This window comes from Nitrospira sp. Nam80 (assembly GCF_965152575.1).
Genome location: NZ_OZ224216.1, coordinates 853,415 through 879,108 on the forward strand (window position 1 = coordinate 853,415; position 25,694 = coordinate 879,108).

27 protein-coding genes are annotated in these 25,694 nt (G+C 58.0%); 17 read left to right on the forward strand and 10 right to left on the reverse strand.

The window, feature by feature from the left end; genetic code table 11:
- Nucleotides 1–62: 62 nt before the first annotated feature.
- Nucleotides 63–968 (reverse strand): SDR family NAD(P)-dependent oxidoreductase, encoded by a 906-nt coding sequence (locus ACWGXE_RS04160; protein WP_447601565.1) that lies wholly within the window; start codon nt 966–968, stop codon nt 63–65.
- Nucleotides 969–1,172: 204 nt separating this feature from the next.
- On the opposite strand from ACWGXE_RS04160, the gene ACWGXE_RS04165 reads away from it, so the two are divergent.
- Nucleotides 1,173–1,916 carry a M48 family metalloprotease gene (locus tag ACWGXE_RS04165; protein ID WP_447601566.1) on the forward strand — a complete coding sequence of 248 codons (744 nt, stop codon included), beginning with the start codon at nt 1,173–1,175 and terminating at the stop codon, nt 1,914–1,916.
- Nucleotides 1,917–1,958: 42 nt separating this feature from the next.
- On the opposite strand, the gene ACWGXE_RS04170 is transcribed toward ACWGXE_RS04165, so the two are convergent.
- The gene (locus ACWGXE_RS04170) at nt 1,959–2,360 is read right to left on the reverse strand and encodes a CBS domain-containing protein (protein WP_447601567.1); all 402 of its coding nucleotides are present in this window, start codon (nt 2,358–2,360) and stop codon (nt 1,959–1,961) included.
- 278 nt (nt 2,361–2,638) lie between these two features.
- Here ACWGXE_RS04170 and ACWGXE_RS04175 point away from each other — a divergent pair, with 278 nt between their 5' ends.
- The 3 genes from ACWGXE_RS04175 (at nt 2,639) to ACWGXE_RS04185 (ending at nt 5,144) form a co-directional block, all read left to right on the forward strand.
- A complete protein-coding gene (locus tag ACWGXE_RS04175; RefSeq protein WP_447601569.1) occupies nt 2,639–3,211 on the forward strand; it encodes a Slp family lipoprotein in 573 nt (190 codons plus the stop codon).
- Between the two features lie 548 nt (nt 3,212–3,759).
- A complete protein-coding gene (locus tag ACWGXE_RS04180) occupies nt 3,760–4,719 on the forward strand; it encodes a hypothetical protein (protein WP_447601570.1) in 960 nt (319 codons plus the stop codon).
- Nucleotides 4,719–5,144: a hypothetical protein gene (locus ACWGXE_RS04185; protein WP_447601571.1), complete on the forward strand. Its 426-nt coding sequence runs from the start codon at nt 4,719–4,721 to the stop codon at nt 5,142–5,144. The genes ACWGXE_RS04180 and ACWGXE_RS04185 overlap by 1 nt, the downstream gene beginning before the upstream one ends.
- Before the next feature lie 18 nt (nt 5,145–5,162).
- Here ACWGXE_RS04185 and ACWGXE_RS04190 read toward each other — a convergent pair whose 3' ends face one another.
- Genes ACWGXE_RS04190 through ACWGXE_RS04205 form a run of 4 tightly spaced genes read right to left on the reverse strand, consistent with a single transcriptional unit; the run spans nt 5,163 to nt 8,839 of the window.
- A complete protein-coding gene (locus ACWGXE_RS04190; protein WP_447601572.1) occupies nt 5,163–6,305 on the reverse strand; it encodes an ABC transporter permease in 1,143 nt (380 codons plus the stop codon).
- Nucleotides 6,302–7,228 carry an ABC transporter ATP-binding protein gene (locus ACWGXE_RS04195; protein ID WP_447601573.1) on the reverse strand — a complete coding sequence of 309 codons (927 nt, stop codon included), beginning with the start codon at nt 7,226–7,228 and terminating at the stop codon, nt 6,302–6,304. The genes ACWGXE_RS04190 and ACWGXE_RS04195 overlap by 4 nt, the downstream gene beginning before the upstream one ends.
- Nucleotides 7,218–8,216, reverse strand: coding sequence for an HlyD family secretion protein (locus tag ACWGXE_RS04200; RefSeq protein WP_447601574.1), 999 nt, complete (start codon nt 8,214–8,216; stop codon nt 7,218–7,220). Before ACWGXE_RS04200 ends, ACWGXE_RS04195 begins: the two co-directional genes overlap by 11 nt.
- Nucleotides 8,213–8,839 carry a TetR/AcrR family transcriptional regulator gene (locus ACWGXE_RS04205; protein WP_447601575.1) on the reverse strand — a complete coding sequence of 209 codons (627 nt, stop codon included), beginning with the start codon at nt 8,837–8,839 and terminating at the stop codon, nt 8,213–8,215. The genes ACWGXE_RS04200 and ACWGXE_RS04205 overlap by 4 nt, the downstream gene beginning before the upstream one ends.
- A 129-nt stretch (nt 8,840–8,968) precedes the next feature.
- On the opposite strand from ACWGXE_RS04205, the gene ACWGXE_RS04210 reads away from it, so the two are divergent.
- From ACWGXE_RS04210 to ACWGXE_RS04245, 8 genes are all read left to right on the forward strand, one after another.
- Nucleotides 8,969–9,430: an NUDIX domain-containing protein gene (locus tag ACWGXE_RS04210; RefSeq protein ID WP_447601577.1), complete on the forward strand. Its 462-nt coding sequence runs from the start codon at nt 8,969–8,971 to the stop codon at nt 9,428–9,430.
- A 129-nt stretch (nt 9,431–9,559) separates the two neighbouring features.
- Nucleotides 9,560–10,645: a CNNM domain-containing protein gene (locus ACWGXE_RS04215; RefSeq protein ID WP_447601578.1), complete on the forward strand. Its 1,086-nt coding sequence runs from the start codon at nt 9,560–9,562 to the stop codon at nt 10,643–10,645.
- 388 nt (nt 10,646–11,033) lie between these two features.
- Nucleotides 11,034–12,101 carry an efflux RND transporter periplasmic adaptor subunit gene (locus ACWGXE_RS04220; RefSeq protein ID WP_447601580.1) on the forward strand — a complete coding sequence of 356 codons (1,068 nt, stop codon included), beginning with the start codon at nt 11,034–11,036 and terminating at the stop codon, nt 12,099–12,101.
- Nucleotides 12,098–15,226, forward strand: coding sequence for an efflux RND transporter permease subunit (locus tag ACWGXE_RS04225; RefSeq protein WP_447601581.1), 3,129 nt, complete (start codon nt 12,098–12,100; stop codon nt 15,224–15,226). Before ACWGXE_RS04220 ends, ACWGXE_RS04225 begins: the two co-directional genes overlap by 4 nt.
- Nucleotides 15,217–15,375 carry a hypothetical protein gene (locus ACWGXE_RS04230; protein WP_447601583.1) on the forward strand — a complete coding sequence of 53 codons (159 nt, stop codon included), beginning with the start codon at nt 15,217–15,219 and terminating at the stop codon, nt 15,373–15,375. Before ACWGXE_RS04225 ends, ACWGXE_RS04230 begins: the two co-directional genes overlap by 10 nt.
- 303 nt (nt 15,376–15,678) lie before the next feature.
- Nucleotides 15,679–16,071 carry a hypothetical protein gene (locus ACWGXE_RS04235; RefSeq protein ID WP_447601585.1) on the forward strand — a complete coding sequence of 131 codons (393 nt, stop codon included), beginning with the start codon at nt 15,679–15,681 and terminating at the stop codon, nt 16,069–16,071.
- Between the two features lie 12 nt (nt 16,072–16,083).
- Nucleotides 16,084–17,457: a hypothetical protein gene (locus ACWGXE_RS04240; RefSeq protein WP_447601586.1), complete on the forward strand. Its 1,374-nt coding sequence runs from the start codon at nt 16,084–16,086 to the stop codon at nt 17,455–17,457.
- A 79-nt stretch (nt 17,458–17,536) separates the two neighbouring features.
- On the forward strand, nt 17,537–17,755 hold the full coding sequence (locus ACWGXE_RS04245; RefSeq protein WP_447601587.1) for a hypothetical protein: 219 nt from the start codon (nt 17,537–17,539) through the stop codon (nt 17,753–17,755).
- A gap of 7 nt (nt 17,756–17,762) precedes the next feature.
- Here the strand turns inward: ACWGXE_RS04245 and ACWGXE_RS04250 are convergent, their stop codons facing one another.
- From ACWGXE_RS04250 to ACWGXE_RS04260, 3 genes are all read right to left on the reverse strand, one after another.
- On the reverse strand, nt 17,763–19,643 hold the full coding sequence (locus tag ACWGXE_RS04250) for a potassium transporter Kup (RefSeq protein ID WP_447601589.1): 1,881 nt from the start codon (nt 19,641–19,643) through the stop codon (nt 17,763–17,765).
- A 51-nt stretch (nt 19,644–19,694) separates the two neighbouring features.
- The gene (locus ACWGXE_RS04255; RefSeq protein WP_447601591.1) at nt 19,695–20,780 is read right to left on the reverse strand and encodes an AI-2E family transporter; all 1,086 of its coding nucleotides are present in this window, start codon (nt 20,778–20,780) and stop codon (nt 19,695–19,697) included.
- Between the two features lie 170 nt (nt 20,781–20,950).
- Nucleotides 20,951–21,163: a hypothetical protein gene (locus tag ACWGXE_RS04260; RefSeq protein WP_447601593.1), complete on the reverse strand. Its 213-nt coding sequence runs from the start codon at nt 21,161–21,163 to the stop codon at nt 20,951–20,953.
- Nucleotides 21,164–21,240: 77 nt separating this feature from the next.
- On the opposite strand from ACWGXE_RS04260, the gene ACWGXE_RS04265 reads away from it, so the two are divergent.
- The 5 genes from ACWGXE_RS04265 (at nt 21,241) to ACWGXE_RS04285 (ending at nt 24,877) form a co-directional block, all read left to right on the forward strand.
- Nucleotides 21,241–21,969 (forward strand): Crp/Fnr family transcriptional regulator, encoded by a 729-nt coding sequence (locus ACWGXE_RS04265; RefSeq protein ID WP_447601594.1) that lies wholly within the window; start codon nt 21,241–21,243, stop codon nt 21,967–21,969.
- A gap of 92 nt (nt 21,970–22,061) precedes the next feature.
- Nucleotides 22,062–22,934 (forward strand): hypothetical protein, encoded by an 873-nt coding sequence (locus ACWGXE_RS04270; RefSeq protein ID WP_447601595.1) that lies wholly within the window; start codon nt 22,062–22,064, stop codon nt 22,932–22,934.
- Between the two features lie 430 nt (nt 22,935–23,364).
- On the forward strand, nt 23,365–23,832 hold the full coding sequence (locus tag ACWGXE_RS04275) for a hypothetical protein (protein WP_447601596.1): 468 nt from the start codon (nt 23,365–23,367) through the stop codon (nt 23,830–23,832).
- Nucleotides 23,833–23,922: 90 nt separating this feature from the next.
- Nucleotides 23,923–24,279, forward strand: coding sequence for a DUF488 domain-containing protein (locus tag ACWGXE_RS04280; protein WP_447601597.1), 357 nt, complete (start codon nt 23,923–23,925; stop codon nt 24,277–24,279).
- A gap of 190 nt (nt 24,280–24,469) precedes the next feature.
- Entirely contained in the window at nt 24,470–24,877 is a 408-nt protein-coding gene (locus ACWGXE_RS04285) for a hypothetical protein (RefSeq protein WP_447601599.1), read from the forward strand.
- Nucleotides 24,878–24,954: 77 nt separating this feature from the next.
- Here ACWGXE_RS04285 and ACWGXE_RS04290 read toward each other — a convergent pair whose 3' ends face one another.
- Nucleotides 24,955–25,383, reverse strand: a complete 429-nt coding sequence (locus ACWGXE_RS04290; RefSeq protein ID WP_447601601.1) for a response regulator — start codon at nt 25,381–25,383, stop codon at nt 24,955–24,957.
- Between the last annotated feature and the right edge of the window lie 311 nt (nt 25,384–25,694).

Here is a 25,694-nt window from a genome sequence, read left to right on the forward strand (position 1 = left end):
GGCCGATTGTCCAAGTCAAGATGTAAGGGATGCCGTTGGCGCGTGGTGCGCGCTTCCTAGCCTTACGACTCTAGTCCGATCACCCGGCGGACGAGCCAATCATGAACACGATCAGGAAGCACTTTGACGAGAATGGCGCGGATTTTGGCATCGCGACCCACCAGATATCGGGTCCTCGGAAATCGCGAGCGCAGGGCATGAAGAACGGCATCCACCACGATGCCGGGCGGAGGCGCTTGCGCGCCGATCTTGGACACTTCTTCTTTGGCCTTCGTGAATGAAGTCCCGTACAGGGCTTTCATCTCTCGCGTCCATCCCGATTCCGCCGCATCCACTTCTTTTCTTGTCTTTCCCCAAATCGGTGTGGCGATGACGCCGGGCTCGATTAAGGCGACATGGATTCCCCGGGGTTGGAGCTCGATCCGAAGGGAGGTCGTCAGCCCCAATAAGGCATGCTTGGAAGCGGAGTAGGGGGCCATGTAAGGCATGGCGGTACGACCGGACATCGATCCCATGTTGATGACCCGGCCATATCCTTGTCGCAAGAGGGGCAAAAAAGCCTGGGTCACTGCGACCAGACCAAAAATATTCACCTCGAATTGCCGCCGCCATTCCGAGAGCGGCAAAACTTCCACCGGACCGGCGACTGCAATTCCGGCATTATTAATGAGGCCGGCCAATCCCTGTTCGCCGACCATGGCCTTCACCGTGTGGACCGCTGCCGCGATCGAGGGCGGGTCGGTTACGTCAAGGCCGAGTGGCATCAGGCGAGGGCTGGCTGAGGCGGTCAGCCTGGCTCCGTCAGCTTTGTTTCGTATTCCCGCAAAAACCCGGTACCCCAACTTATCCAGCGCCAGTGCGCAGGCCGCGCCGATTCCGGTGGAGGCGCCGGTGATGATCACAGCCGTGGATTTAGTATGCGTTGTACCAAGTGGAAACATGGCGACCAAGATGTTGCCGTGAGCCACGCGTCGATCCGACGCCTACCCTATCACAACCGGTGTCGCAGCCCCAATGGGATCTCTCTCATCCTGAAAGGTCATGATAGGATAGGCCTTCTTGCTTTCGGCGCCGGCTCCTGTAGGGCGTTGTTTGCGGCGGAAGGGCAAATGATTTATGTTGGATCCGTTCGTAGCTTCGCACGTGCACATGTGACTTGAACTCTTTGCCTCGTGGACCGCCGTATTGCCATAATCGGATTCCTGCTTGTTGGTCTCGCCGGCTGCACGAGCCATGCCGATCGGTATCGTGCCGAATCAACGGCCAGGGCCCAGTCCCATGAAGTGCAGTCGGGAATCGCGGCCTTTCAAAAATTTCTCACCGCCTCCGATATCATCGTATCTCATGATCCCGACATCCGTGATCGCGTGCTCCGCGTGTTTGTTCGTCTCGTCGAGGCCGCCAAGCGGTCGCAGTTCGGGGATCTCGCTGAAGACCTTCCATGGGAGCACGTGGTAATCAAGAATGATCAGAAAGTAACCGGGCTGGCCTTTCCGGGTGGAAAGGTCGTCCTGTATACGGGGCTGATTACGGCTGCGGAAACCGATGACGAGTTGGCTGCAGCCATGGGACATCTGGTGGCGAAGGTCTTGACACGTCACCAAGCCGAGGGAATCAGCCGAAATTTCATGAAGGACGCGGGGGGAACGGGACCTGATTTGGGAATCGGCAAGCCGCCGAAATCTGAAGATTTGGCGAAGGCATGGCGGAAAGCCCAGCGGGAGGAGGCGGACTCTGTCGGCATGCTGCTGAGCGCGGAGGCCGGCTACGATCCGCGAGGCGCGATCGCCTTATACAAACGTCTGGAAGGCCATGGCAGTCCGAGGGCCAAACACTTGGAGGAACGCCTTCCCGACGCGATGGCGCGGTTTAAGGCATACCAGCCTGCTTCGGACGGTACGATAAGTGCTCCATGACTACCGGCTGCGGTCTACCGATTCAACTGGTTCGCGATGATCTCATAGGCGGATCGGAAAGAGTGCGAGATAGGCTTTCAAGAGGTCTCTCCAACTGATGATACCCTCGGCTGTTCCATCCTCCGTAACAACAGGAAGACATGACACGCCTTTCTCGATCAACAGCTCCGTTGCCGTCTGAATGCAGGTGCCGCTGTGTACGGTGATCAATCTTCGGCTCATGATCTGATGGATGCGCTTGTGGAGCGTCGCGATATCGCGATCCATTTCGTTCAGCGTGCCGGTAAAGGGGCTGCTCGCCTTCAAGACGTCGCGATCAGAGATCACTCCGACGAGCCGACGGCCTTCGACGACGAGCAGATGATGGAAATGGAATTCAGTGAACAGCGCCTGAGCCTTGGCGAGGGTGTCATCCATCGAGACGGTCACAGGCTTTCGAGACATGATCCGGCCGATGGTGACGGTTGCCGACGGAGCTGCCGAGTCTCGTGAGGCTGAGTGGTGTTCAGGGAGATGGGGCATACGGTGCTCGCTGGGTTTTCCGGAAAAACGGCTCGCTCCGTATACGTGTATCGGTAGAACATGCCGGATTCTTGAATGGGGGCGGCGTAGATGACATTGCACATTTTCTTGTTTGGCAGTAGGATGCGCGCCCTACGTATTGCAGAGAGAGGCGACGCGGATATATCACAGCGATGATCCGATCTGAAAGGAGCAGTGGGGTGAACCAAACGGGCCGAACATACCGGGTGTGGTATGGACCTGCGGTGCTTCTATTGGCATGGAGCATTGGAAGCATGGCCGGGTGCGGTGCTGTGCCTTGGAGCTATCTCAATCAGGCCGAGCGCGGCGTCACCTTGACGGATCTAACCGCGCATCCCACCGAGTATCAAGGAAAGGTGGTGATCCTGGGAGGCACCAGGCTCGGCGAGGAAGAGCATGACGGGCATGTGTGGCTGCATCTCAGGAACCGTCCGCTGGACAACGAATATAAGCCGCATCTGCCCCGCGACCCCGCGAGCCAGGAAGGCAGTACCTATTGGGTCGCTGTGACGGATCGTTCCGAATTTCCGCCGCAGTATCAACATTGGGCGCGCATGACGGTTGTCGGCCGCGTGATTGGTTGGAAACATGAGTCGTTTGGAGGCCCCCGCGAACCAGTGCTGGGACTGATGTACGTCAGGGGGTGGGGATTGAGCTCCCGTCAGGACGGAGCGTGGGAGAACCGAATCGACCCGCGTTATCTGCTCACTACTCCGCGTGGGCTCCTCTACCCGAGACAGCAGACTAATTAGGCGAGGGTTGAAATTAACCTGCTCTTCTCCTGCCGCTGACCCGTCCGTAACCGGATAGGGATATCCTAAAGGTGAATGACCGGTTCCTCTTCATGCACAGACCATTCTGTCAGCAGCCGGACAGAAGTGAACAACCTCATCTTCATACGGCCGACGCATATACGTGAAATTCTTGTCAAATCACAGATGCCACTGTATAAGGGCCATGGCGCAAAGTTTGCCAACATCGACCGGACCCCTATGAGAATGGCCTCTCGTAACAGGCGACTCTGTCATGTCGGATAGAATCGGATTCGATGGGCCGGAATCGCCTCCACTGCTCGGTCGCGCGAGACTCTCGAGCGGCTGCTGTGTCACGAGATCCTTTCCCTTGGGGCAGTGAGGGCGGGGAAAGGGACGCTTGTGGGTGAGACGCCTCTCGGCCGACCATCGACGAAATCTAGAATTCTGAATGATGAATTAGGAGGGCTGCATTCTCAAGGCTGGATGCGGATTGTTCAACGATGAATCTTGTAGCGAGGTATCGTGCACTCGAAGAAGAAAGGATAATGATGATGAAGGAGATGTTGGCCGGGCTGCGCGACATGATCCGATCCAGCTCGTGGTTGTGGTTTCATGTCATGGTCATTATGCTCAGCACCGGCATCGCCTGGTCCTTGCCGACGATCGCAAAAGCGTTTTTGGTCCAATGGTCAAAGCTCGAACATGACCATATGTTCCTTCTTTCCATGGAAGTGACGGTCGCGGTGACGCTGATCCTGGTGCTCAACTTCATCGGCCGGAGTATCAGCGACCGCCGACTCACTCGCATTGCGATGGAAGCCGGCCTCGTGTCCTTCTTTCCTTATCACAATCGTCAGGCAGAGAAGAAAATTCGGGAATTGCGGGAACGACATGGATTAGGCCGGACGATTCTCTCAATCGGATCCACCGGCTACGGCACCTTTGTCGACAACGAAGGAGAATTACACGCGATCCTCGAAAAAGCGCTGCAGGTCAATATCATGTTGATGAATCCCTATAGCGAAGAGGCCGGGCTGCGCGCCCGCTCGCTGGTGCAGGCCGGAGCGCCACCGCCGCGCTTTCAGGAAGAGCTGGTTGAGACCGTGCGGCTATTCAGAAGACTCAAAGCGGCGGGCAAGGTGCTGAAACTCAAGTTGTATTCCGACCGCCCGCACGTGAAGATGGTGATCCTGGGCGATTATCTCTGGCTGCAGCACTACCATACCGGCATCGACGTGAAGAGCGTGCCGGAGTATGTGTTTCAAAATAATCTCAAGAACCATGGGCTTTACACCTTGTTTTCCCAGTACTTTATGAAGCGCTGGGAAAATCCCGACATTCCGGAATATGATTTCGACACGGGAGAGCTGGTCTATCGCACAAAAAGCGGTAAGGAAATCAGACGAGAAGGTTTTCCTCTTGAAAACGTCGGCGAGCCGCGCGAAGTGATTCAGAAGGTGGCGCCCGAGCTTGCACTGCAGGCCGGCTCTCTCGCCGGCATCTGATGAAACCGGTCATCCAGGAAGAGAAAACCGGCTGCGGGATCGCAGCGGTGGCGACATTGGCCGGCGTGACGTACCGGCAGGCCCGCCGGGCCGCACAAGCATTGAATATCTCCGCGGCAGACCCGCGGCTGTGGTCAAACAGTGTGTATATCCGCCGACTGCTCGCCCACTACGGCATTCACGCGGTCCCCGGCGACGCGAAGTTCGTCACGTGGGACCGTCTGCCTTCCAAAGCGGTGCTCGCCATCAAATGGCATCGGGACAAGGGACGAGCGTCCTGGCATTGGGTGGTGTTCTGGCGCGGGCCTCACGGCGAGGTCGTTCTCGACTCCAAACGCTCGCTTCGCACCAATCGGCGAACGGATTTCGGCCGTATGAAACCCAAGTGGTTTATCGGGATCGAGGAGCCCATTGCTCCCGGCTGACGCGGGTCCTTCTCTCACTCAGTCCAGCGTTTGGCGATAGCGCATGATGCCGATGGTCAGGACCACCACGGTGAAGAGACCGATCTGCCACATTTGCAGCAGGACATCTTCGATGCCGTTGCCTTTCAAGAGAATGCCTCGGACAATCCGCACGTAATGAGTGAGCGGAAAGATCTCGCCGATCACCTGGGCCCAGCCGGGCATTCCGCGGAAGGGAAACATGAATCCCGATAACAGGAGCGAAGGCAGGAAGAAAAAAAAGGACATCTGCATGGCCTGGAGCTGATTTTGGGCGACGGTCGAGAAGGTCAACCCCACCGCAAGATTCGCCGCAATGAACAGCAGCGACACCGCAAGCAGAAGCCCAATGCTGCCGATCATCGGCACATGGAATAGGCCCCAAGCGGCCAAGAGGATCAGCGCGAGTTGAATATAGCCGACGAGAATATAGGGAACGATCTTGCCGATCATGACCTCGATGGGGCGGGTGGGCATCGACAGCAAATTTTCCATGGTTCCCCGCTCCCGTTCCCGCGTGATGGCCAAGCCGGTAATAACCACCATCGTCATGGTCAACACCACGCCCATCAATCCCGGCACGATGTTGTACTGCGTGATCGCTTCAGGATTGTAGAGGGGATGGATGCGTAGGTCGATCGGAGCTGGAGCGGCCGCAAGAAAGCCCAGCGGGCCTTTCAGATCATTGAGCAACGACATGTTGATCACCGCGGTCAGCGATCCGATCGCGTTGCTGGTGGCAGCCGGATCCGTGGCGTCGGCTTCCACCAACACCTCCGGCCGATCGCCGCGCAGCAAATCACGTGTGAAGTTAACAGGAATGTTGACGACGAATTGGACCTGCCCACGCGCGAGCAAGTCGTGGCCCTCAGATTCCGTACCGACCAGCCGGGCTAGACTGAAATACCCGCTGTTTTGAATTCCATAGAGCAAGGTCCGCCCTTGCATCCCGCGGTCGGCGAGCACGACGGCGGTCGGCAAATGCTTGGGGTCCGAATTGATGACCAGGCCGAAGAGGATCAGCTGGATCAGCGGGATACCGATCATCATACCGAAGGTCAGCCGGTCCCGGCGCATTTGAACGAACTCTTTGACCACGATCGCCCAGAAGCGGTTGAGGGAGAAGAGGGATCGGCTCCTCATGAGGCGACTTGGTCCTCCGCCCGTTCCATCAAATGAATAAAGGCTTCTTCCAGGCCTACTTCGGATCTGCTCCACTGGTAGGGTGGCTTGTGAAAGGGAGCGAGAGATCGCTCGAGCGACGCGGCATCGTCTCCGCTGACATGGAGTGTATTGCCGAAGGCCACGGCCTGGGTCACGCCGGGAAGGCGCCGGAGCTGCTCGGCCAGCGACGCCAAACCGGGACCCCTGACCGCCCAGGTCGTGAGGTGCGTTTGCCGGACGACCTCTTCGACCGTCCCATGGATCAGCAACCTGCCCTTCAAAATGAACGCGAGCCGGTGGCAGCGTTCGGCTTCGTCCATATAATGGGTGGCGATTAAAAACGTGAGACCTCGTGCGGACAATTGGTGAATCTCTTCCCAGAATTCACGGCGCGCATGGGGATCGACTCCGGCGGTCGGTTCATCCAGCAACAGCAGTTTCGGTTGGTGGAGCATGCAGGCCGCCAGGGCAAGGCGCTGTTTCCATCCGCCCGATAGCTCGCCGGCCAGCTGGTCCCTGCGCTCCGCTAGCCCCAAACGCTCCAGCGTGTCATTCACGGTTTGGCGGCGATTCGGCATGGAATACATCCGTGCGACGAAGTCCAGATTTTCGTTGATGCTCAAATCCTCGTAAAAGCTGAACCGTTGGGTCATATAACCCACTTGCCGCTTGATCGCTTCACTCTCGGTGATGACGTCATGCCCCAAGCAGGTGCCGCTTCCCACGTCCGCTTTCAAAAGGCCGCAGAGCATTCGGATAAAGGTCGTCTTGCCGCTTCCGTTCGGTCCGAGAAATCCGCAGATCTCGCCCGTGCGGACCTGCAGATCCACATGATCGACCGCCGTGCGGCTCCCAAATCGCTTCGTCATGCCGCGAACATCGATGGCGAATTCACCGGGCATGGTTCATTCCCAAATGCACATCCACCGGCTGGCCGGGATGAAGAATCGTAGAAGTATCGTGATCAAACACCGCTTCGATCATGAAGACCAATTTGCTGCGGGCCTCCTGACTGTAGATAACCGGCGGCGTGTATTCCGCCCTGGGCGAGATGAAGCTCACCGTTCCGGTCAAGGGTTGAGTCAATCCATCGACCGTGACCTGAATGGAATCACCATGCTGGACTGTGCCGAGGCGGGGTTGCGAGACGAAGGCTCGGACTTTGACGTTGCCCGGAGGTAAAAGGACGACGACCGGTCTGCCGGCCGGCACCCATTCCCCTTCTCGATACAGGGTGTCGAAGACCAACGCGTCCTGCGGGGCCGCCTGGCGTTTTTGGGACAGGTCCCACTGCGCCTTCTGAAGCGCCGCCTCCAGCGCCCGCACGTTGTTCTCTGCGGCGGTGATCTGATCGCTTCGTGAGCCCAGCCGTGCCGTTTTCAAATCGGCGTCCAATTGCGCGACACGCTGTCGATTCTGATCCCGGACTGATTGCGCCCGCAGATATTCCAGTTCAGCGGTCGCCCCCGGCGTGCGCATGAGCGTGTTCTGGCGCGCCAATTCCTTTTCGGACAGAGCGAGCGCCACGCGGGCTTGCCTGAGCTGGGCTTCAATCGACGCGATCTCCGACGGCCGTTTGCCTTTCTTCACGTCTTCCAGATTGGCCTGGGCTTCCGCCAGCTTGCGTTCGGCTTCATCCCGTGCGGCGGTTTCGGGGATGCTGTCCAGTTCGAAGAGCGGCACGCCGGCCTGTACCTGCATGCCCCGGCGGACAGTCAACGATCGAAGCGCGCCGGCCAATGGAGACGCCACATAGACAAATTCTCCTTCCACGTAACCTTGAACCACATCGGGCTCGGGACGATCACAGCCGGCGAAGAGAATCAGGGACGCGAGCAGGCCGATCATCCGGCGCACCTCGAACCGAGCCAATAAGGTCGAGACGTTCATAGACGGGACCTGCCTGTGCCGGTGAGGACCCCTTGAAGAATCACGGCGATGATGGCCGAGAAGCCTGTCTTTGGAGTGAGGCCCAAGTCCGCCATCTTGGCCGGATTCAGAATCGCCTGGACTCCGGCCAATAAGAGTTCCGTAATCAGCGCCGCCGGAATATCCTCTCGTATCAAGCCCGCCTTGCGCGCATCGTCAAAACATCGCCCGAAATAGCGGCGAATGAGCCGGCTGCGGCGGGTCTCGATCAGCGCGAACAATTCCGGCGCCTCCCGCCGGATATCGCGTACGAATGCCGGTTGAATCTCTCCGGTGTGTCGTTGGACGCAGGCCAGCAGGTCATGCAGTACTTCGGACATGTTAGAACGGTCGGATGCCACCCGCTGAAGATCCGCGTCGACCTCGCGAAACTTATCGACCAGAACCGCCTCCAGCAACGCCGATTTGCCGGGGAAGCACCCATAGAGCGTCTTCTTGCTCATCCCCAGTTCATGGGCCAGGTCATCCATCGTGACCGTGCGAAACCCGTGAAGAAAAAAATGGCGCCTCGCCGCGGCGATGAGACGTTGAGTCGCGGAACGGTTCTTGGATCGGCCATGAATGTGTGATGTGTCGCGTTTCACGGCGGTGGTCTTCGAATCCACTATGGAAACTAGTATAGTGTTATCAGTTTCCTGTATGTTTCTACAAGTCCGGTAAGGGCCGAAGCCGTCTGCCCTTCGGCTGGTTCGGAAAGGGAGGCAGCGGCAACGATGAAACGGAGCGCCGGGATACTGCTCTATCGGAAGCGCGATAACGTATTGGAAGTGTTTCTGGTTCACCCGGGTGGTCCCTTTTGGAAGAATAAGGACGACGGCGCCTGGTCCATTCCCAAAGGTGAATGCGACAAGGAAGTGGACCTGTTGTCGGAAGCGAAGCGGGAGTTCTTCGAGGAGACCGGCGCAGAACTTCGGGGAGGGTTTCAGCCGCTGACACCCGTGAGACAAGCGGGGCGCAAGGTTGTCTATGCCTGGGCGGTCCGGGGCGATCTGGAACCCGGCAAGTTGAGAAGCAATACCTTCACGATGGAATGGCCGCCCCGGTCGGGAAAGCGCCAAGAATTCGTCGAGGTGGATCGAGGCGACTGGTTCACGCTCTCCAGGGCTCGGGTTAAAATTCTGACGGGCCAGCGTCCGCTGTTGGATGAATTGTCGAGACTGATCGGGGCCGACTAGAACACGAATATCATGGTGACGCATGGATTACTGCCAAGGGAAGGACCACAATCATCATGACAGGGAACGAACGGACCGGCCTTTGTATAATATGAAAGGTGTCGTGCCGTTGCTCCGTCGAAAGTCAGCATGATTGAAGTCGTCGTGATAGTGATCTGCCTTCTCTGCAACGCCTTGTTGGCGGCGGCGGAAATGGCCTTCGTGGCGGTAAGTCGGCCCGTGCTCCGCCAACTTGCTCGGCAGGGCCATAAGAAGGCGGTTCTTCTCCTCTCCTTGCGGGAAGTTCCGGAACGCACCTTGTCGGTGATTCAAATCGGAATCACGGTCGTGGGCGCGCTCGCCGGTGCGGTGGGTGGAGCGGGAGCGGAGGAACTGCTGAGCCCGATTCTCGAAACAAGACTCGGCATGAGCGCCAGCGCCGCCGATACGATCTCGATTGCGCTCGTCGTGGTCCCCCTCGTTTATTTCACCGTAGTTGTCGGCGAATTGATGCCGAAGTCCTTGGCTTTGCGGAATAGTCTCAAGCTTGCTCTGTTCGCGGCGCCGTGGCTGTCGGCCTTTGATAAGCTGCTGGGACCGATTGTGACTCTGCTCGAATGGTCCACCAAGCGGCTACTTCAATTGCTTCGCGCGCTTCGCGTGTGGGACAGCGGGCAGACTCAAGAAATCAAAGCCGGTGATCAGGCGGATACTACCGTCTCACTCGATGCCCTGTCTTCCCATCACCGCCAGTACGTCCTCAATTTGGTCGATTTGGAAAGCAAAACGGTGAAGGAAATCTTTGTTCCTTGGGCAAGTGTCGTGACCATCGAATTGACACAATCCCCGAACGAGGTGGAACGCGTTATCTTGACATCGGGCCACACCCGCCTGCCCGTCATGGGAGCAGGACGGGTGACCGGCATTCTCAACTCCAAAGAGTTCATGGCGTTGCGCGCGTCGGGCGGAGAGGATTGGGCATCGCTCGTGCGGCCGCCCGTCGTGTTACAGGCCGGCACTCCGTTGCTGACCGGGCTCAGGTTGCTACAAGAACGGCGCATGCATATGGGCGTGGTGTATGCCGATCGCCTCCTCCTGGGCATCGTCACGCTCGAGGATATCCTCGAAGAGGTGATCGGAGAAATTTATGATGAAGACGACGACGGCAAGCTGAAGAGACTGTTGAGTACGACGCCGAGAACGTTACGATTGGGTCGTGCATTGGAGCCTCGTTGATGCTGTAACGGTGTTCCGGTTCACAAGCCTCATGCTTCCCTAGGTTTGAAAATGACGCCATCTGCTCTGTCCCCCTCTGTGGCATTTCACCCCTCTCGAAAAATACCAGCCGGTGGCAAAAGGCCCCTTTCCCGCTGAAGAAGCGGATAATTCCTGTATTTCGCAGTAGTATGACAGGCTCGGAGCTAAGAAAAGAACTTGCATAGATCCGCTACAGGCTATGATATTGCACGCTTACCGCATGTACCGGACCGACGGGCCGTCCACCAGTCGTCTCTACGCCGGAAGATGGATCGTTTTGGCCTGCCTCTGTATATCGTTAGCGCTATCCCACGGATGTCAGCGAGATCCTGCCTACCAAGAGGAAAAACAACTGAACGGTTCAGACGTGGATGGCGACAAATGGATTCGTCTCACCGCGGCTGAGGTGGCGCAAGCCGGCATTGAAACCATTACCGTCACCCGCGGGGTATTCCGCGTGCATCGACAGTTTCCCGCCACCGTTCAGCCGAATGAAAATGAGTTGGCAGAGGTAACCACACTTATCGGCGGCCGCATCGTGGACGTTCCTGTGGACTTCGGCCAGGACGTGCAAAAGGGAACAACGCTCGCGCTCCTCCATAGCACGGACTTGGGCTTGGCGGAAGCAGCCTTTCTCAAGGGGGCGGCGAAACTGCATGAGGCGGATCTGGCTTACCGGCGGGCAAAGAACCTCCTGGACAACAAGGCGATTAGCCAGGCGGAATTCTATCGCCGGGAAGCGGAAATGAAAAGCGTACGGGCGGAAGCCCGGGAAGCCAAGCAGCGACTGGAATTACTTGGCGTGGCGGACCAGGAAATTCGACGGCTGGAACGGGAACAGACCATTCGTTCCGATGTAGCCATCACCGCCCCGTTCGCGGGAAGGGTCATCAGCCGTAACGTGACCAGAGGGGAAATAGTCGACCAGCATAAAAGTCTGTTCACGGTGGCCGATCTCTCGGATGTATGGGTAGTCGGGAGCGTCCCGGAGAAAGACGTCCAATTCATCCACAAGGACCAACAGGTCGAGGTGGTGGCCGCGGCCTATCCCCATGCGATTTTTCCGGGGAAGATCACCTATGTGTCCGATGTGCTGGATCCCGCTACGCGAAGCATGCGGCTGCGGGTTACCGTGCCGAATCCCGATAAGGTCTTGAAGTCGGAGATGTTCGCGCTGGTTCTCGTGTATGGGGCGGCCATGCCGGATGTCGTGAGCGTCCCGCTCGCCGCCGTTCAAAACGGCGGAACCGATCCCGTGGTCTTCGTTCGACGGGACGGGCTGGAGTTCGAAGTGCGCGCAGTGAAGGTTGGGGAAGAAAGCGGCGAAGTCGTGATGATTCGCGACGGGCTGCAAGCAGGGGAGCAAATCGTCATCAAAGGCGCGTTCGTGCTCAAATCCGAAGTGGAAAAACTCAGCATCGACCCCACGCAATGATCGCCGCGCTGTCGGAATTCTCTTTGCGCCAGCGTGTCCTCGTCTTGGGGCTTGCCGGGGTGCTCGTTTTCCTTGGCTTCAACGCCTTCAGATCTATTCCTATCGACGCGTATCCGGATGTCACGAATATTCAGGTCCAGGTGCTGGCCGAAGCGCCGGGGCTCTCGCCGGTCGAGGTGGAACGGTTCATCACCTATCCGATCGAGCTGCAGATGACGGGGCTGCCGGGCTTGTCCCAGATCCGGTCGCTGTCGAAATTCGCCCTTTCACAGATCACCGTGGTCTTTCATGACGACGTGGATGTGTATTTTGCCCGGCAATTAGTCCTGGAGCGGATGCTTGCGGCCAAAGACCGATTGCCGGCGCACGTCGAACCGATCATGGCCCCGGTGACGACGGGATTAGGCGAAATCTATCAATATTATTTTGAGAGCCGGCGCGCGCAATCCGGTGACCCGGCCGTCTTGCAGGCGGAATTGATGAATCAGCGGACCCTGCAGGACTGGGTGTTGCGGCCGTTGCTCAAGCAGGTGCCGGGCGTCATCGACGTGAACGCGCTGGGCGGCTTCGTCAAACAGTATCAAGTGCTGGTCGATCCGCACAAGTTGCGAAAATATGATTTGACGATTCACGAGGTCTTCCAGGCGGTGGAACGAAATAACATCAATGCCGGCGGAAACGTGCTGGAACGCCATGCTGAGCGGGCGATCGTGCGCGGCGTGGGATTGATCAAGTCACTACAGGATATAGAGCGAATCATCGTCAAGGAAGCGGGCGGGACGCCGGTTTTCGTCCGGGATGTCGCCGACGTGCAGATCGGGCACGCAGTCCGCCATGGCGCCGCCATTCTGAACGGCGAACGAGAAGTCGTCGCGGGCACGGTGTTGATGCTGCGCGGCGGGAACGCGCGGGAGGTCGTCGAATCGGTGAAGGCCAAGGTCGCCCACTTGCATCAGGACGGAATTCTGCCGGCCGGGGTATCGATCGTGCCGTTCTACGACCGTATCGAGCTGGTGACCGCCGCGGTCAATACGGTGCGCGATGCCCTCGTCGAGGGCATTGTCCTGGTCGCCTTCGTCTTTCTGTTATTTCTCGGAAATATCCGTAGCGCGATCGTCGTGACGTCGGCGTTGATTGTCACGCCCTTGATCACGTTTATCGTCATGGAACGGGTGGGACTCTCGGCAAATCTCATGACGCTCGGAGGGCTCGCCATTGCGGTGGGAGAGATCGCAGATGGGTCGGTGGTCGTCGTCGAGAAGGTGTACCGGCATCTGACCGAGAGCCGGAAGACGATGCTGGGCCGGATCGAAGTGATCTTTCGAGCATCCAAGGAGGTCGCCCGTTCGATTCTGTTCGGCATTCTCATCATCAGCGTGGTGTTCCTTCCCATCATGACGCTCGAAGGAATGGAGGGGAAGATGTTCGCGCCGCTGGCCCATACGCTGGTGATCGCCTTGCTGGCCTCGGTGCTCGTCACGTTGACCCTGACACCTGTCCTGGCCTCGCTGCTGTTACATGGCGGCCGTCTCGACGAGACTCCATTTTCCGCCTGGATGAAGCGGCGGTATTCCCCGGTCTTGACGTGGGCGCTGGAACATCGCTCGCTGGTGCTGCTGAGTTCCGGCATGGTCGTGCTGCTGGGCCTCGCTCTGCTGCCTTTCATCGGCCGTGAGTTCATTCCCCAGTTGGAGGAAGGCGCCCTGACGCCCCAGATCATCCGTTTGCCCAGTGTGTCTCTTGCGGAAGCGATTGAGATGGAGAAGACGGCTCAGAAGGCGATGCTGGAGTTTCCCGAAGTCCGGCTTGCCGTGAGCAAGATTGGCCGGCCGGAAATCGCGATCGGCCCCGAAGACCCGAACGAGAGCGATCCGGTCGTCGCGTTGACCCGTCGCGGCACATGGACTACCGCTCATACACAACCGGCGCTGACCGACTTGATTCGCCGGCGTCTGGCCGAAATCCCGGGTATTTCCGTTCTCATGAGCCAGCCGATCCAGGAGCGGGTGGATGAGCTGATCAGCGGGATTCGGACCGAGTGCGCGATCAAATTGTTCGGGGACGATCTTGACCTCTTGAAAGCGAAGGCCGACCATATCGCGGGCATCATGCAGACGATTCAGGGAGTGAAGGACGTGAGGGTGGAGCAGGTGGCGGGCCAGCCCTATCTGACCGTCGATATTGATCGGGAAAGAATCGCTCGATTCGGAATTAATGTCTCGGATGTGCAGGACATCGTCACCAGCGCGGTGGGCGGCAAAGCAGCGACACAGATCTATGAAGGGGAGCGGCGATTTCAGCTCGTACTGCGATTTCCCGAAACTTATCGCAACAGCGTCGGGTCGATCGGAGATATTCGCGTCCGGTCCATATCCGGCGCTCCGATCCCGCTCAGTGATCTCGCCAAGGTCGAGATGCGGGAAGGCCCGGCCCGCATCAGCCGCGAGCAAGTACGCCGCCGCATCTACATCGGTTTCAACGTCGTCGGTCGCGACATCGGAAGCGTGATCGACGAGGGACGGAAGAAACTGGATGAGTCGGTGTTCCTGCCTCAAGGATACGGGATCAGCTGGGGCGGTGCATTTGAGAATATGGAGCGGGCCAATGCCCGCCTGTCGGTCGTGGTGCCGGTGACGATCGCGTTGATTTTCTTCCTGCTGTTTTGGGCGTTCCATTCCATGCGCTATGCCACCCTGATTATTCTGAACCTTCCGTTTGCGCTGGTCGGTGGCGTGGTTTCGCTGTGGCTCAGCGGCCAGTACCTGAGTGTGCCGGCCACTATCGGCTTCATCGAGTTGTTCGGTCTCGCCGTCGGCAACGGCATTGTGCTGGTGTCCTATATCAACCAGCTCCGCAATGAAGGATTGACAACCGACCAGGCCATCGCATCCGGCTGCCTTTTGCGGCTCCGTCCCGTCTTGATGACCATGCTGACGACGCTGTTCGGGCTGTTTCCGCTCGTCGTCTCGCAGGGCATCGGCGCCGAGGTGCAGCGGCCTTTGGCATCGGTAGTGATCGGAGGACTGTTCAGTTCCACGCTCCTCACGCTGGTAGTGTTGCCGGTGCTCTATCGCGTGTTAGGTGAAAAGGACCGGAAGAAGGAGTATGCGCCGGAATGGGTATGATAAATGGCTTTATAGCTGCGGGATCGGCGGCCGGGTCGGCGGGACCGGGGACGGTTCCGGCGGCGGCAACGGCGGCTGTGGCGATGGGAAGGGATCCGGATCGGGCGGCATCGGACTTGGGTCGGGATCAGGATTGGGCCTGCGGGTAAGGAGGCCGTGCCGTTTCTCCCGTGGAGAGGGTCCGCAGGCTCCACTTCGAACAGATGCCTTCGTTCCAACGCCGATGAATTGTGAACCCACCATATCCGCCGCCTTCCCGTCTCCCCGTCAAGTCCCGCTCATCACTATCATTATGTATAGACGTCCATAGAGCAACCGGAAAGAATCCTAGTTATCGGACTAGGGAGCTTCCGAGGGGCGAGAAACCGCGTCCTCTCTTATAACTCTATAGAGCGGCTGACAGCCACGAGCGCAGAAGGCTTCTTTGTTTGTGAGAATGAGGAGGACATGCAATGATCATGAGGGAAGCGGCTCTTCGATTAACGACCGCTCTGGGAGTCAGCATCTGCCTCATCGGCCTTGCGCACGCGTTGGATTACGACCGAGCGGCCGGTATGATGCCCTCGGCGCCGCCCCACTTGCGAAGCGGGCAACAAGAAATCGGCCATACCGTCGAAGGAGAGGTCGTGCGCATCGACGGCGAACATTACTTTGTCGAGGATCCGAATGGAAACGAGGTGCGGTTGGTCGTCAATCAGTCTACACTACGGATGGGACCCATCAAGGAAGGGGAGAGGATTGAAGCGAGGGTCAATAGTGACGACCATGCGCTCTCTATCCGATCCGTCCGAAGCCAGGAGCATGATGCGATGCCGGGCGGCACTTCAAGTCGGGATGGGCGCTGAACCCTACGCTGCATGTTGAGAAGAGTATGCTCCCTTCTCAAGGTTTGTCGAAACACCGCGGATCTGAATAATTGCTCCACCAGTCCCTGGCTGCCGGTCATACTTAGCCTCTGCCTCTGGGTTCCCATTGAAATCGCGTGGGGGTATGAAGCAACACCAGTCGAAGAACCGACCCCCGAGGCAGGACAGGAGTTCCGCACGAGGCTGTTCGGTGAGGACGTCTATGTGCCGCCTCGAGACCGGCGTAATGTCACGGCGGCCAGCTTCGGCATTCAATGGATTCCGAACGGTCCAAGCCAGCTCGAAGTCCTCCCGTTCGGCGCGCTCTATCTATGGCGAAACTGGGACAATGATAACCGGCGACTCCGAGGCGCCTTTTCCATCGCCGTCAATGATGTGGATTACACCATCGGTCTCCGCACCTATCCCAATTGGTCCCTGATCTTTTCCCTGGACAATTTCATCGTTCCGCTCGGCCGGTCCGAATACGTCGAGGGACAGCGTATCAGACAGTCCGAAATCGAGTGGAATTATGTCTTCGGCGGAGTAGGCCTGGGCTATCGATTACCCATTCATCCGTTCAGTCAGGACAGCGCCGTCAACGTCTTCCTGACTTATGAGCCGGGCTACCGCTGGTTCAAGGGAACGGATCATACATCGCCCCAATACATTGTGCCGAAAGATACCTATGAAGGCCGCATTCATCTTCGGATCCGCGTGGATTCGCTGACCCGGAACTTGATGGAGCTGCCTCATCGAGGATTTACCATGGGCGGTGATTTCATGCATGGCCATCGTGCCAAGTGGAGCCAATGGGGCGGCCCTCCGTTTGATACGCCGGATTACAAGAACGAGCGGACCTATTTGACCGCGACCGCCTATGCCCTGGTCGCGAGCGGGGTGCCGTTCGTAGACAGCGACAAGCATCGTCTCATTACGAGCCTGCACGGCGGTATCGGGAAGGATCAGGACCGGTTCTCGGCCTTTCGCCTGCCTGGGCGTCCGACCGGGTATGAATGGGAAGCGGTCTCGCTTCCGATGATACATGGAGTCGCGTTCAATGAATTATTTCCACGGCGCTATGCGGTGGCCAATTTGCAATATCGGTATGAGGCGCTCTTCTTCCTCTATCCCTATATCGAAGGGACGTGGGGACTGGTCGAGCGCCCGCTGTTCACAGGGGATGGCGGAATTAAGAATGTCACGGATTCAATGCCGGCTCTCGGCGGGGGGATCGTCTCCGGCGCGCCTTGGCGGTCCCAAATCGAGCTCAATTATACGTACAACTTCGGTATCTTCCGAGATCCGGGCGGAGGACCGCCGACGAAGGGCGGCCACGGCATGTTTATTTTCTGGTCGAAAGAACTGGGAAGTTCCGGTTCATAGGCGCGGCTGCCATTTGATGATTGAAGCGGCGCGCGACAGGAATTGATCATCACAGGACCGATCAAGGAAAGCGATGGACGTGAAGGACACATTGCGGGTCTTGACCGAGGCAGCGGAACGGTTCGTCAATAAGGCGCCCAACCAAAAACGTCTCGCAGAGGAACGGACCGCCTTACTGGATGCCATTATGCAGGCACAGCTCCTCTTATCGATCTCCGCAACAGGACACAGGCATCCCACCTCTCCGCCGATCTCCCCGAAACCTCCGAAGCGCCGGAGGCTCCGTCTGGCAAAGTAAGCGGCCGCTAAATTTCGAGCACCAGCCCGATTTCCACGACCTGCTCGGCCGGCAGGTGAAAATAGGAGCTGGCACGCTGGGTGTTTCGCGACAGGAAGACGAAGATCCGTTCCCGCCATATCGCCATACCCGGTTTCGGCGTGGCCAAAAACCCCAGCCGGCTGAGAAAGAAACTCGTGTCCTGAAGCGGAATCTCGCAGCCCTGTGCGGCGCACCGTTCAAGAATGCGCCGAATATCGGGTGACTCCATAAAACCGCACCGCGCGATGATCCGGACGATATTGCCGTCGAGCGCCGTGATCTCAATGTCGGTGCCAGGGGCCACGAACGGCACTTTTTCAGTGACGACAGTCAGGAAATACACCTCGTGATCGATCACCTTGTTGTGGCGGACGTTTTGAAGGAAGGCCGGCGGCGTCACATCCGAAGATTGGGTCATGAAGACGGCCCGTCCCGGCACGCGACATTGGACGGTTGAGGTCATCTCGCTGAGGAACCGTTCCAGCGGAGGAAACTGATCGCGAATATGTTTGGCTACGATCGCCCGGCCTCGCGCCCATGTGCTCATGATGGTGAAAATACCGAGGCTGAGGACGACCGGCACCCAACCGCCGTGGGGAAGCTTGCGGACGTTTGCAAGAAAAAATGCCATGTCGAGAAGGAGAAATGCGCCGATGACCAATCCGGACAGCAGCCTGTGCCATTTCCAGCGCCGGCGGATGACGTGGTACATCAGCAGCGTCGTGATCACCATGGAGCCGGAGACTGCCAATCCATATGCGGCCGCCAGGTTGCTCGATGAGCCGAAGGCCAGCACCAACCCCACGGTTCCCGCAAACATCACCCAATTCAGCATGCCTACGTAAGTCTGTCCTCGTTGCGCCGCGGAAGTATGGGTGATGCGGAGCGGAGGCAGATAGCCCAATTGCACCGCTTGGAGACTGATCGAGAAGGCTCCGGAAAGCATCGCCTGGGACGCTATGACGGTGGCCATGGTCGCCAACCCGATCAAAGGATACAGCAACCAGTCCGGGGCCAGATGGTAGAACGGATTGGCCAGTGCCCCGGCGTCACGGAGCAACAGCGCGCCTTGTCCGAAATACTGGAGCAGTAGCGCCGGCAGGGCGACAGAGAACCAGCTGAATTGGATCGGCCCCCGTCCGAAATGACCCATGTCGGCATACAACGCCTCCGCGCCGGTAAGGACCAGGAACACGCTGCCGAGCACCATGAATCCGAGTTTCGCATGGTGAGCCAGAAAGGCAATCCCATACAGCGGATTGACGGCATGGAGAATCTGCGGGGTACGTACGAGGCTCACCGATCCCAACAGGCCCATGGTGACGAACCAGAGCAGCATGATGGGGCCGAACAGCGAGCCGATGCTGCCGGAGCCACGGCGTTGGATGATGAACAGCCCGGTCAGGATGACAACCGTGATGGGCTGAATGTACGGATCGAAGAAATTGGTCGCGATCGAGAGACCCTCGACCGCACTCAACACCGAGATTGCCGGCGTAATCATGCCGTCGCTATAGAGGAATGCGACACCGGTCAGGCCTAAGATTACGAGCAGACCGAGTCCCCGGCGGGGGTGGACGGCATGGGAACGCTGAGTGAGCGCCATCAAAGCCAGCACTCCGCCTTCGCCTTCGTTATCGGCGCGCAGCACGAACAGGAGATATTTGACCGTGACGACGATAAACAGCGACCAAAAAATCAGCGACACAATGCCCAGGACATTATCGGTCGTGACGGCCAACCCATGTGTCTCATGAAAGCATTCACGCAGGGCATACAGCGGGCTGGTGCCAATATCGCCATAGACGACCCCGAGCGCGCCAAGAAGCAGTGATATGCGGGGAGAATGGGAGGAATTCTGTGACATGAGCCGATCACTGCGTCGTGGCGGCAAGCGGAGGACTCTTCGCTATCCAGCTCATTTGATAAGGAGTTCGCTTTGCTGATCCTGGAATTCATCTTGATAGATGCGGAACAGTTCCAACACGACGGCCAGGAGAATAGGGCCGACGAAGAGGCCGATCAAGCCGAATGAAGCCAGGCCGCCCAGCGATGCAAAGAAGAGAAACAGCATCGGCAATTGCGCCCTGGTACCGATAAGCAACGGCTGTAGAACATTATCCATTAGACCGACGAGACCCGCGCCCACCACGACCATAACAAGGCCTTTCACGATTGATCCGCTGAAAAACAGATAGATCGCGATCGGGATCCAGACGACGGCGGTGCCTCCGAAGGGGAGGAGCGACAAGACGGCCGACAGCGCTCCAAAAAATATAGAAAAGGGCACGCCGAGCGCCCAGTACGTGATCCCGGCCGCCGTTCCCTGCGCCAAGGCGGTCACCAGGGTGCCCTGCACCACCGCCTTGATCGTGCCGTCCATGCGCTCAAAAATCTTGGCCTTATGATCGGGATCGAGCGGGATGGCGCCATACAGGCCTTTGTAAAGACGATCGCCGTCGCGGAAGAGAAAAAAGAGGGTGAACATCATCACGAAAAAATCGGTGAGGAATAGGAGCGCGTTCTTTGCCAAATCGGCTCCCTGCGAAAGCAGAAAGGTGCTGACGACCTTGCCGCCTTCCAGAAAGGACGACTCCAGATTCCCGCTGTTAGACAGAATGAGGCGGCCGAACAATTCCTGGCTCCACCTTCCCACTACCGGCAACTGGGAAATGGCGACACCGACATCGCGCAAGCGTCCCTCGCGAAACCACTGCGTCGCCGTCTCATAGGCCTGGACTGCCTCATTGATCCCCAGAAATATTAAATAGACGGCCGGCAGCACGGCGATCGCCATCACCATCGAGGTCATGAGTACGGCCGCGATGTGTCGCCGGCCGTTGAGGCGATTGAGCACTGTCGCGTGAAGCGGATAGAACGTGGCGGCCAGGATGACGGCCCACAGAATCGGATAGAAAAAAGGGCTGAGAATCACCCCCAATTGCCAGATAAGGACAACGAGGATGCTAAAGAAGGTGACGGAAAATATTTGCTTACGGCTCACCGATCATCCGTTTTGAGTCAGTCTACCGGCGCGGCCGGGCCGTTTCCGAGCGGGTATGGACAGCCCGCACTATATCATCTTTGGGTGGGTGGAATCCGTTCATGCCTCGGCTGCCTAAAACATTACCCGGCACGTGCATTCGAATGGAGGAGGGCGGGAAGACTGTGCCGTCAATCAGGCGGAACGGACGGTGTGGTGGAGTCTAAGGGAAGGGTTTCGCCGCCGCCTTTTTCGCCGAGCCATTGGGCGTAATAGCGAACGATCTCCACCTCCTCATCCGTCAGGCTCTCCATCGATGCAAGGCTTAAGACTGTTTCGCTGGAACGCATGAAGTCCCGTATTTCCTTCCGGATGCCGGCGAACGCCCGATGATCTAACCGCATGAATTCCTCCTTGACTCGACCATGCAATGTGCAGATGATACCGGACGCGAAGCGGCAATTCTGTAGGCTGGCCGACAATGGCGCAAGAAAGTCACGATCCTTCCCGTAATCTTCTGTTGGCCGCCCTCCCATCGAGTGAACGGCAGGCCCTTCTTTCACGTGGGCAATTCGTTGAACTGAAAGACAAGCAAATCATTTATGAGCAGGAGGCGCGCGTCGACAGCGTGTATTTCCCCCTGACCGGAGCGATTTCGCTGCTGACTCGCATGGGCGACGGAAATGCCGTGGAAGCGGCGGTGGTGGGCAAACAAGGATTCGTCGGGTCTCCGGTCTTGTTCAATGCAGACACTTCATTTGCGGAGGCGCTGGTGCAAGTGCCCGGATGCGCGCTTAAACTGAGCGCGGCGGCATTTATGGATGCCGCCGCGCCTCTCTTGTCTAAACTGGTGTTGCGCTATGCGCAATTCTTATTGAAAGAAGTGTTCGTCTCGAACGGATGCAATCGTTTCCACACGGTCGAGCAGCGAATCGGCCGCTGGCTTCTGGCCCATCGTGTCCGCACATATAAACAGACATTTCCCTTTACGCATGAATTCCTGGCGTATCTTCTAGGCGCGCAGCGAAGCACCGTCACGGAAATAACCGGCGAGCTACAGAAAAAGGGATTGATTCGGTATACCTACGGCGAGATGACGATCGTGAATCAGGCCGGCCTCGAGGCGGTGTCATGTGAATGTTTTGGGAAAGTGCGGCAGGAATTGGATGCGCTCTCGGCCTATGTCGAACGGGTACGCCGCACCGCATAACCAGGCGCGTCTACCGTCATGCGGCGCGCCCCTTCCGGTTGCTTTATTCGTTGTGTAGATCGGCATTGAGCTAATCGGCCGGATTCCTGGTGATGATGGGACCCCTCGCCGGGTGGGCGGCGTTCATGTGCGGCGCGATGCCTCGCGCCCAACGTGAAATGCGGTTTCCGACGGCGGCCGGCTCGGGCTTCCATACCGCGTGCGAGTCGGGTACGATGGAGAAGGTGCTGGGAACAAGGATCACACAGGTACACCGCCGATGGTGCGGGGTCGCGCTCGGCATTGCCACCGGCCTCTTTGTCGCCGAGGACTGCCTCGTGTGGGGTGGAGATCCGTATCGGCGCCCGGCGAGCGGCCTGCATTTCTTGGCGGGAGGCGGTGACAGCAGTCCGCCATCCTTTCGAAAACGGCCCGTCGCCGAAGGCGTGGTGGCTCGCTATCTGCTTGATCCCCGAGGCGAGGTCGAAGGCCTGTTGCTCAAGGACGGCAGCCAGATGTACATCACGTCACGAGCGTCGGATAAGCTGCTGCAGGCGATCAAGCCCGGCCAACACGTTCGCGTACACGGACACCGATTAGACGGTGCGCCGTTGGTCCAGGCCGATGTGATTCTCAACACCTCGACCGGCACGATTTTCACCGTTCCGTTTCGCCTGGATTTTCCGATTCCCGACCAAGAACAGCGTCTCTCCATGACTGAAATGAAAGCGGAAGGGACGATTGAAGTCCTGCTCTTTCACGTGAAGGGCATTGTGCAGGGAATGCTGCTCTCGGACGGCACGCAGGTTCGCCTGCCGCCGGATATCAACGATGAACTGCGCGGTTCTTTCCGAATCGGCGAACATATCATGGCGGAAGGAAACGGGACGTCGAATGAACATGGGCGATGCTTGGAAGCCTTGATGATGAGCGCCGATGGAGGCCGGATGGTTCCCCTCGACGGAACCGTCACCAGACTGCGATAATCTTCAGCGATTTCTCCTCACCCGTGATGCGCTACATTTAATACTCCACAGTTCGTTTTTGCGCCGAGCGCCGTTCATATTCCCTGCTGCTTGTCGCGCAACACTTGTATGAGGAACTACTTGCTCACGCATCGAACAGCGCGCACTGTGCGAAAGCACTCTTTGCCCGTAATCCCTTCCACCAGAGATCTGCGATTTCGCACTTATGCAAGTCAGATCCTCATGGCATTGACATTGCTCCTTCCTCGAACATAAGCGACGGCACCAGGATCCATCGGACGCACCCGAGAGAATGTAGGCTGAGACTGACAAGGGCGGGCTGAGAGAATCTGACATGGAAATTGGTCAATGTTCCGGCATGTTGGACTCCGGATCGGAACTAGGCTGATCCCTATCCATCAAACGCTCACACTCACCGAAAGGAGACGTCATGATGACGTTACACAGTGCTCGCGGGCTGATACTCTCTGTCTTCTTGGTCGGGACGGTCGTAAGCGCCGGCGTGAATCGATCAGAGGCCTATGTCGCGCAGCCGTGGATCGATAAGATTGCACTGGAACTGATGGTTCAGAAAAATATGTCGAAAAGCGGGAACTTTGATCCATATTTCAAACAACTGGAGGTGGTGAATGAAGCGGCCGCGAAGGGGGACTTCGGCGGCAAACGAAAGGGAATGAATCGATTCCTGGAGATGCTCGAAACCAAGGAGGGTGGCATCACTGAGGAATCGGCGCACAAGATTTTCGCCACCGTCGTGAAGGTGACGCCCTATGCCGTCCTTCTTCCTCTCAAGAGCGAGGACAAGCTTGATGCCGATGAGAAAGCGCTTATCGGTCGATTGAAAAAATTCGCGGCTGCGATCAGGGATCAGGACGAGCGAGCCGCTCTTTCCTTTTGAAGATCAGGTTGTGTTCCAGATTTCGGGCTGGGCATAGCTTCATTGGGTGCTGGAACAGCGAAGATGGAGCGCAATGGAGTGAAGTTGTGCATGGTACAGATCAAACGGGTGTATCTCGATCCAAGCCCGGGTGACGGTCTACGGATTCTGGTTGATCGTGTCTGGCCGCGCGGGCTGACGAAGGAGAAAGCAAAGGTCGATGAATGGCGCAAGGAATGGGCTCCGAGCACTGCGCTTCGCAAATGGTTTGCCCACGATGTCGCCAAATGGAAAACCTTCCGGGAACGGTATCGCACCGAGCTCAAAAAAACAGTTGATCAGTCCGGCCTTCAGGATCTCGCTCGGCGAGCAAAAGGGAGCACGGTCACATTGGTCTATAGCGCGCGGGATCAGGCGCATAACCAGGCCGTGGTGTTGAAAGAATGGATCGAAGAATTGCGCGCATAGTTCCATGACGCGAAGCCGCATCACAGCGCCATAACGATCGAGATTGCTTGTGGTGCCATGTATGTGTGTGAGACCGCTTCTAATGACCGGGAATGGCGGTATGAGCTTCGCCGCATGGTCGGCCTACGCGGGATGTCTTGCGCTCACAATGGCGTGTACTTTGACGCCCCCATTGCCCGAGGACGAGTCCATGACCGAGGGGCAAAAAAACCTGGCGGCCATTCGGGCCATATTGTCCAACCGTCCATTTTCGCATTCCGAGGGACTGCGGCAAGAGCGCTCTCCGACCAGCACAGCGGCTGTCTGGCCTCCTGATTGGCTGGCGGCTCTTGCTCCCTTCGCCTATGCCGATCAAGACCTTCCCGATCAAAGTGTGCCATATGTAGGCCGCCCGTCCGCTCGTATGTCGCCCGGTCTATCCAGCGCGCGAGACTTCAGGGTGACCATTCCATGGAAACCGCCCGTTCCCGCGCCCCCTTTGGCGGATGAACCATTCAGGCCGGTTCCACCCTATTTCCATCCAAGCCCGGCCGTATCGACTTATCCAGGGGTGCCGCGTTGCGTGCCGGATTTTTCCGGCGGCCAACGGTGCCGCTGAATGGTCCGCAGCCGGTGCGCGGCGGAAGCGGTGGGCTAACGCTCGTCTGGATGGTTGAGGAGGTCTCTCACCTCGTATCAGTTCTTCCGGCAAGAACGGTTTTGGAGGAAGACGAACGGGCTTTGGCCGTCTTGCTGCGCCGAAGGCAGTTTGTCACTGTACCCTGAGACATAGAGAACCCGCAGGTCCTTCAAGGTTGTCCACAGGCGGCGCGCGAGTTCTCGCCCGTCGATGCCGGGCATGACGATATCGGTGATCAACAGATCAATATGCATGGCTCTCCGGCGCACAAGATCAAGGGCCTCCATGCCGTTATGCGTCTCATGCACGGTGTAGCCGTGCACTCTGAGGATATGCTGAGTCAGGCCCCTCGCGGCGGGATCATCCTGAACCAGAAGAATCTGTTCGGAATCTGGTCGCCGTCCGACTGCGTGGGAGGCCGCAGCAATGGAGAAACGGCGGGGACGACCTCGGGTAAGTAAATGATGCTGCTGCTGGTGGCTCATCCAGGCGCGCTGTCTACGTCGATGGAGCCTCCGGTTTGATGCACAATGCCATACACGGTAGCGAGTCCCACACCCGTGCCCCGGTCTTGCTGTTCGTGGTAAAGAAAGGATCAAAGATGCGGCTTTCGTGTCGGTGTCCATTCCGGTGCCGGTATCGTGAACTTGGTCAGGATGGCGGCGTTGATGGCGGTCACAATGATCGCGGTAGGGGCGTCCCCGTAAAGGACCGCGACCCGTGCCGTCCTCAGATCGAGAGATGGGGCGCCTGTGTGACGTGGTTCCATGGTCGCCAGGAAACCATGTCCTCGACT

Coding starts and splice junctions, on each gene's coding strand:
- ACWGXE_RS04170 (WP_447601567.1), bottom strand. CDS start 2,360: ATGTCTCGAAAGCCTGTGACCGTCTCGATGGATGACACCCTCGCCAAG.
- ACWGXE_RS04180 (WP_447601570.1), top strand. CDS start 3,760: ATGATGATGAAGGAGATGTTGGCCGGGCTGCGCGACATGATCCGATCC.
- ACWGXE_RS04185 (WP_447601571.1), top strand. CDS start 4,719: ATGAAACCGGTCATCCAGGAAGAGAAAACCGGCTGCGGGATCGCAGCG.
- ACWGXE_RS04190 (WP_447601572.1), bottom strand. CDS start 6,305: ATGAGGAGCCGATCCCTCTTCTCCCTCAACCGCTTCTGGGCGATCGTG.
- ACWGXE_RS04195 (WP_447601573.1), bottom strand. CDS start 7,228: ATGCCCGGTGAATTCGCCATCGATGTTCGCGGCATGACGAAGCGATTT.
- ACWGXE_RS04200 (WP_447601574.1), bottom strand. CDS start 8,216: ATGAACGTCTCGACCTTATTGGCTCGGTTCGAGGTGCGCCGGATGATC.
- ACWGXE_RS04210 (WP_447601577.1), top strand. CDS start 8,969: ATGAAACGGAGCGCCGGGATACTGCTCTATCGGAAGCGCGATAACGTA.
- ACWGXE_RS04215 (WP_447601578.1), top strand. CDS start 9,560: ATGATTGAAGTCGTCGTGATAGTGATCTGCCTTCTCTGCAACGCCTTG.
- ACWGXE_RS04225 (WP_447601581.1), top strand. CDS start 12,098: ATGATCGCCGCGCTGTCGGAATTCTCTTTGCGCCAGCGTGTCCTCGTC.
- ACWGXE_RS04230 (WP_447601583.1), top strand. CDS start 15,217: ATGGGTATGATAAATGGCTTTATAGCTGCGGGATCGGCGGCCGGGTCG.
- ACWGXE_RS04235 (WP_447601585.1), top strand. CDS start 15,679: ATGATCATGAGGGAAGCGGCTCTTCGATTAACGACCGCTCTGGGAGTC.
- ACWGXE_RS04240 (WP_447601586.1), top strand. CDS start 16,084: ATGTTGAGAAGAGTATGCTCCCTTCTCAAGGTTTGTCGAAACACCGCG.
- ACWGXE_RS04250 (WP_447601589.1), bottom strand. CDS start 19,643: ATGTCACAGAATTCCTCCCATTCTCCCCGCATATCACTGCTTCTTGGC.
- ACWGXE_RS04260 (WP_447601593.1), bottom strand. CDS start 21,163: ATGCGGTTAGATCATCGGGCGTTCGCCGGCATCCGGAAGGAAATACGG.
- ACWGXE_RS04265 (WP_447601594.1), top strand. CDS start 21,241: ATGGCGCAAGAAAGTCACGATCCTTCCCGTAATCTTCTGTTGGCCGCC.
- ACWGXE_RS04270 (WP_447601595.1), top strand. CDS start 22,062: ATGATGGGACCCCTCGCCGGGTGGGCGGCGTTCATGTGCGGCGCGATG.
- ACWGXE_RS04275 (WP_447601596.1), top strand. CDS start 23,365: ATGATGACGTTACACAGTGCTCGCGGGCTGATACTCTCTGTCTTCTTG.
- ACWGXE_RS04280 (WP_447601597.1), top strand. CDS start 23,923: ATGGTACAGATCAAACGGGTGTATCTCGATCCAAGCCCGGGTGACGGT.
- ACWGXE_RS04285 (WP_447601599.1), top strand. CDS start 24,470: ATGACCGAGGGGCAAAAAAACCTGGCGGCCATTCGGGCCATATTGTCC.
- ACWGXE_RS04290 (WP_447601601.1), bottom strand. CDS start 25,383: ATGAGCCACCAGCAGCAGCATCATTTACTTACCCGAGGTCGTCCCCGC.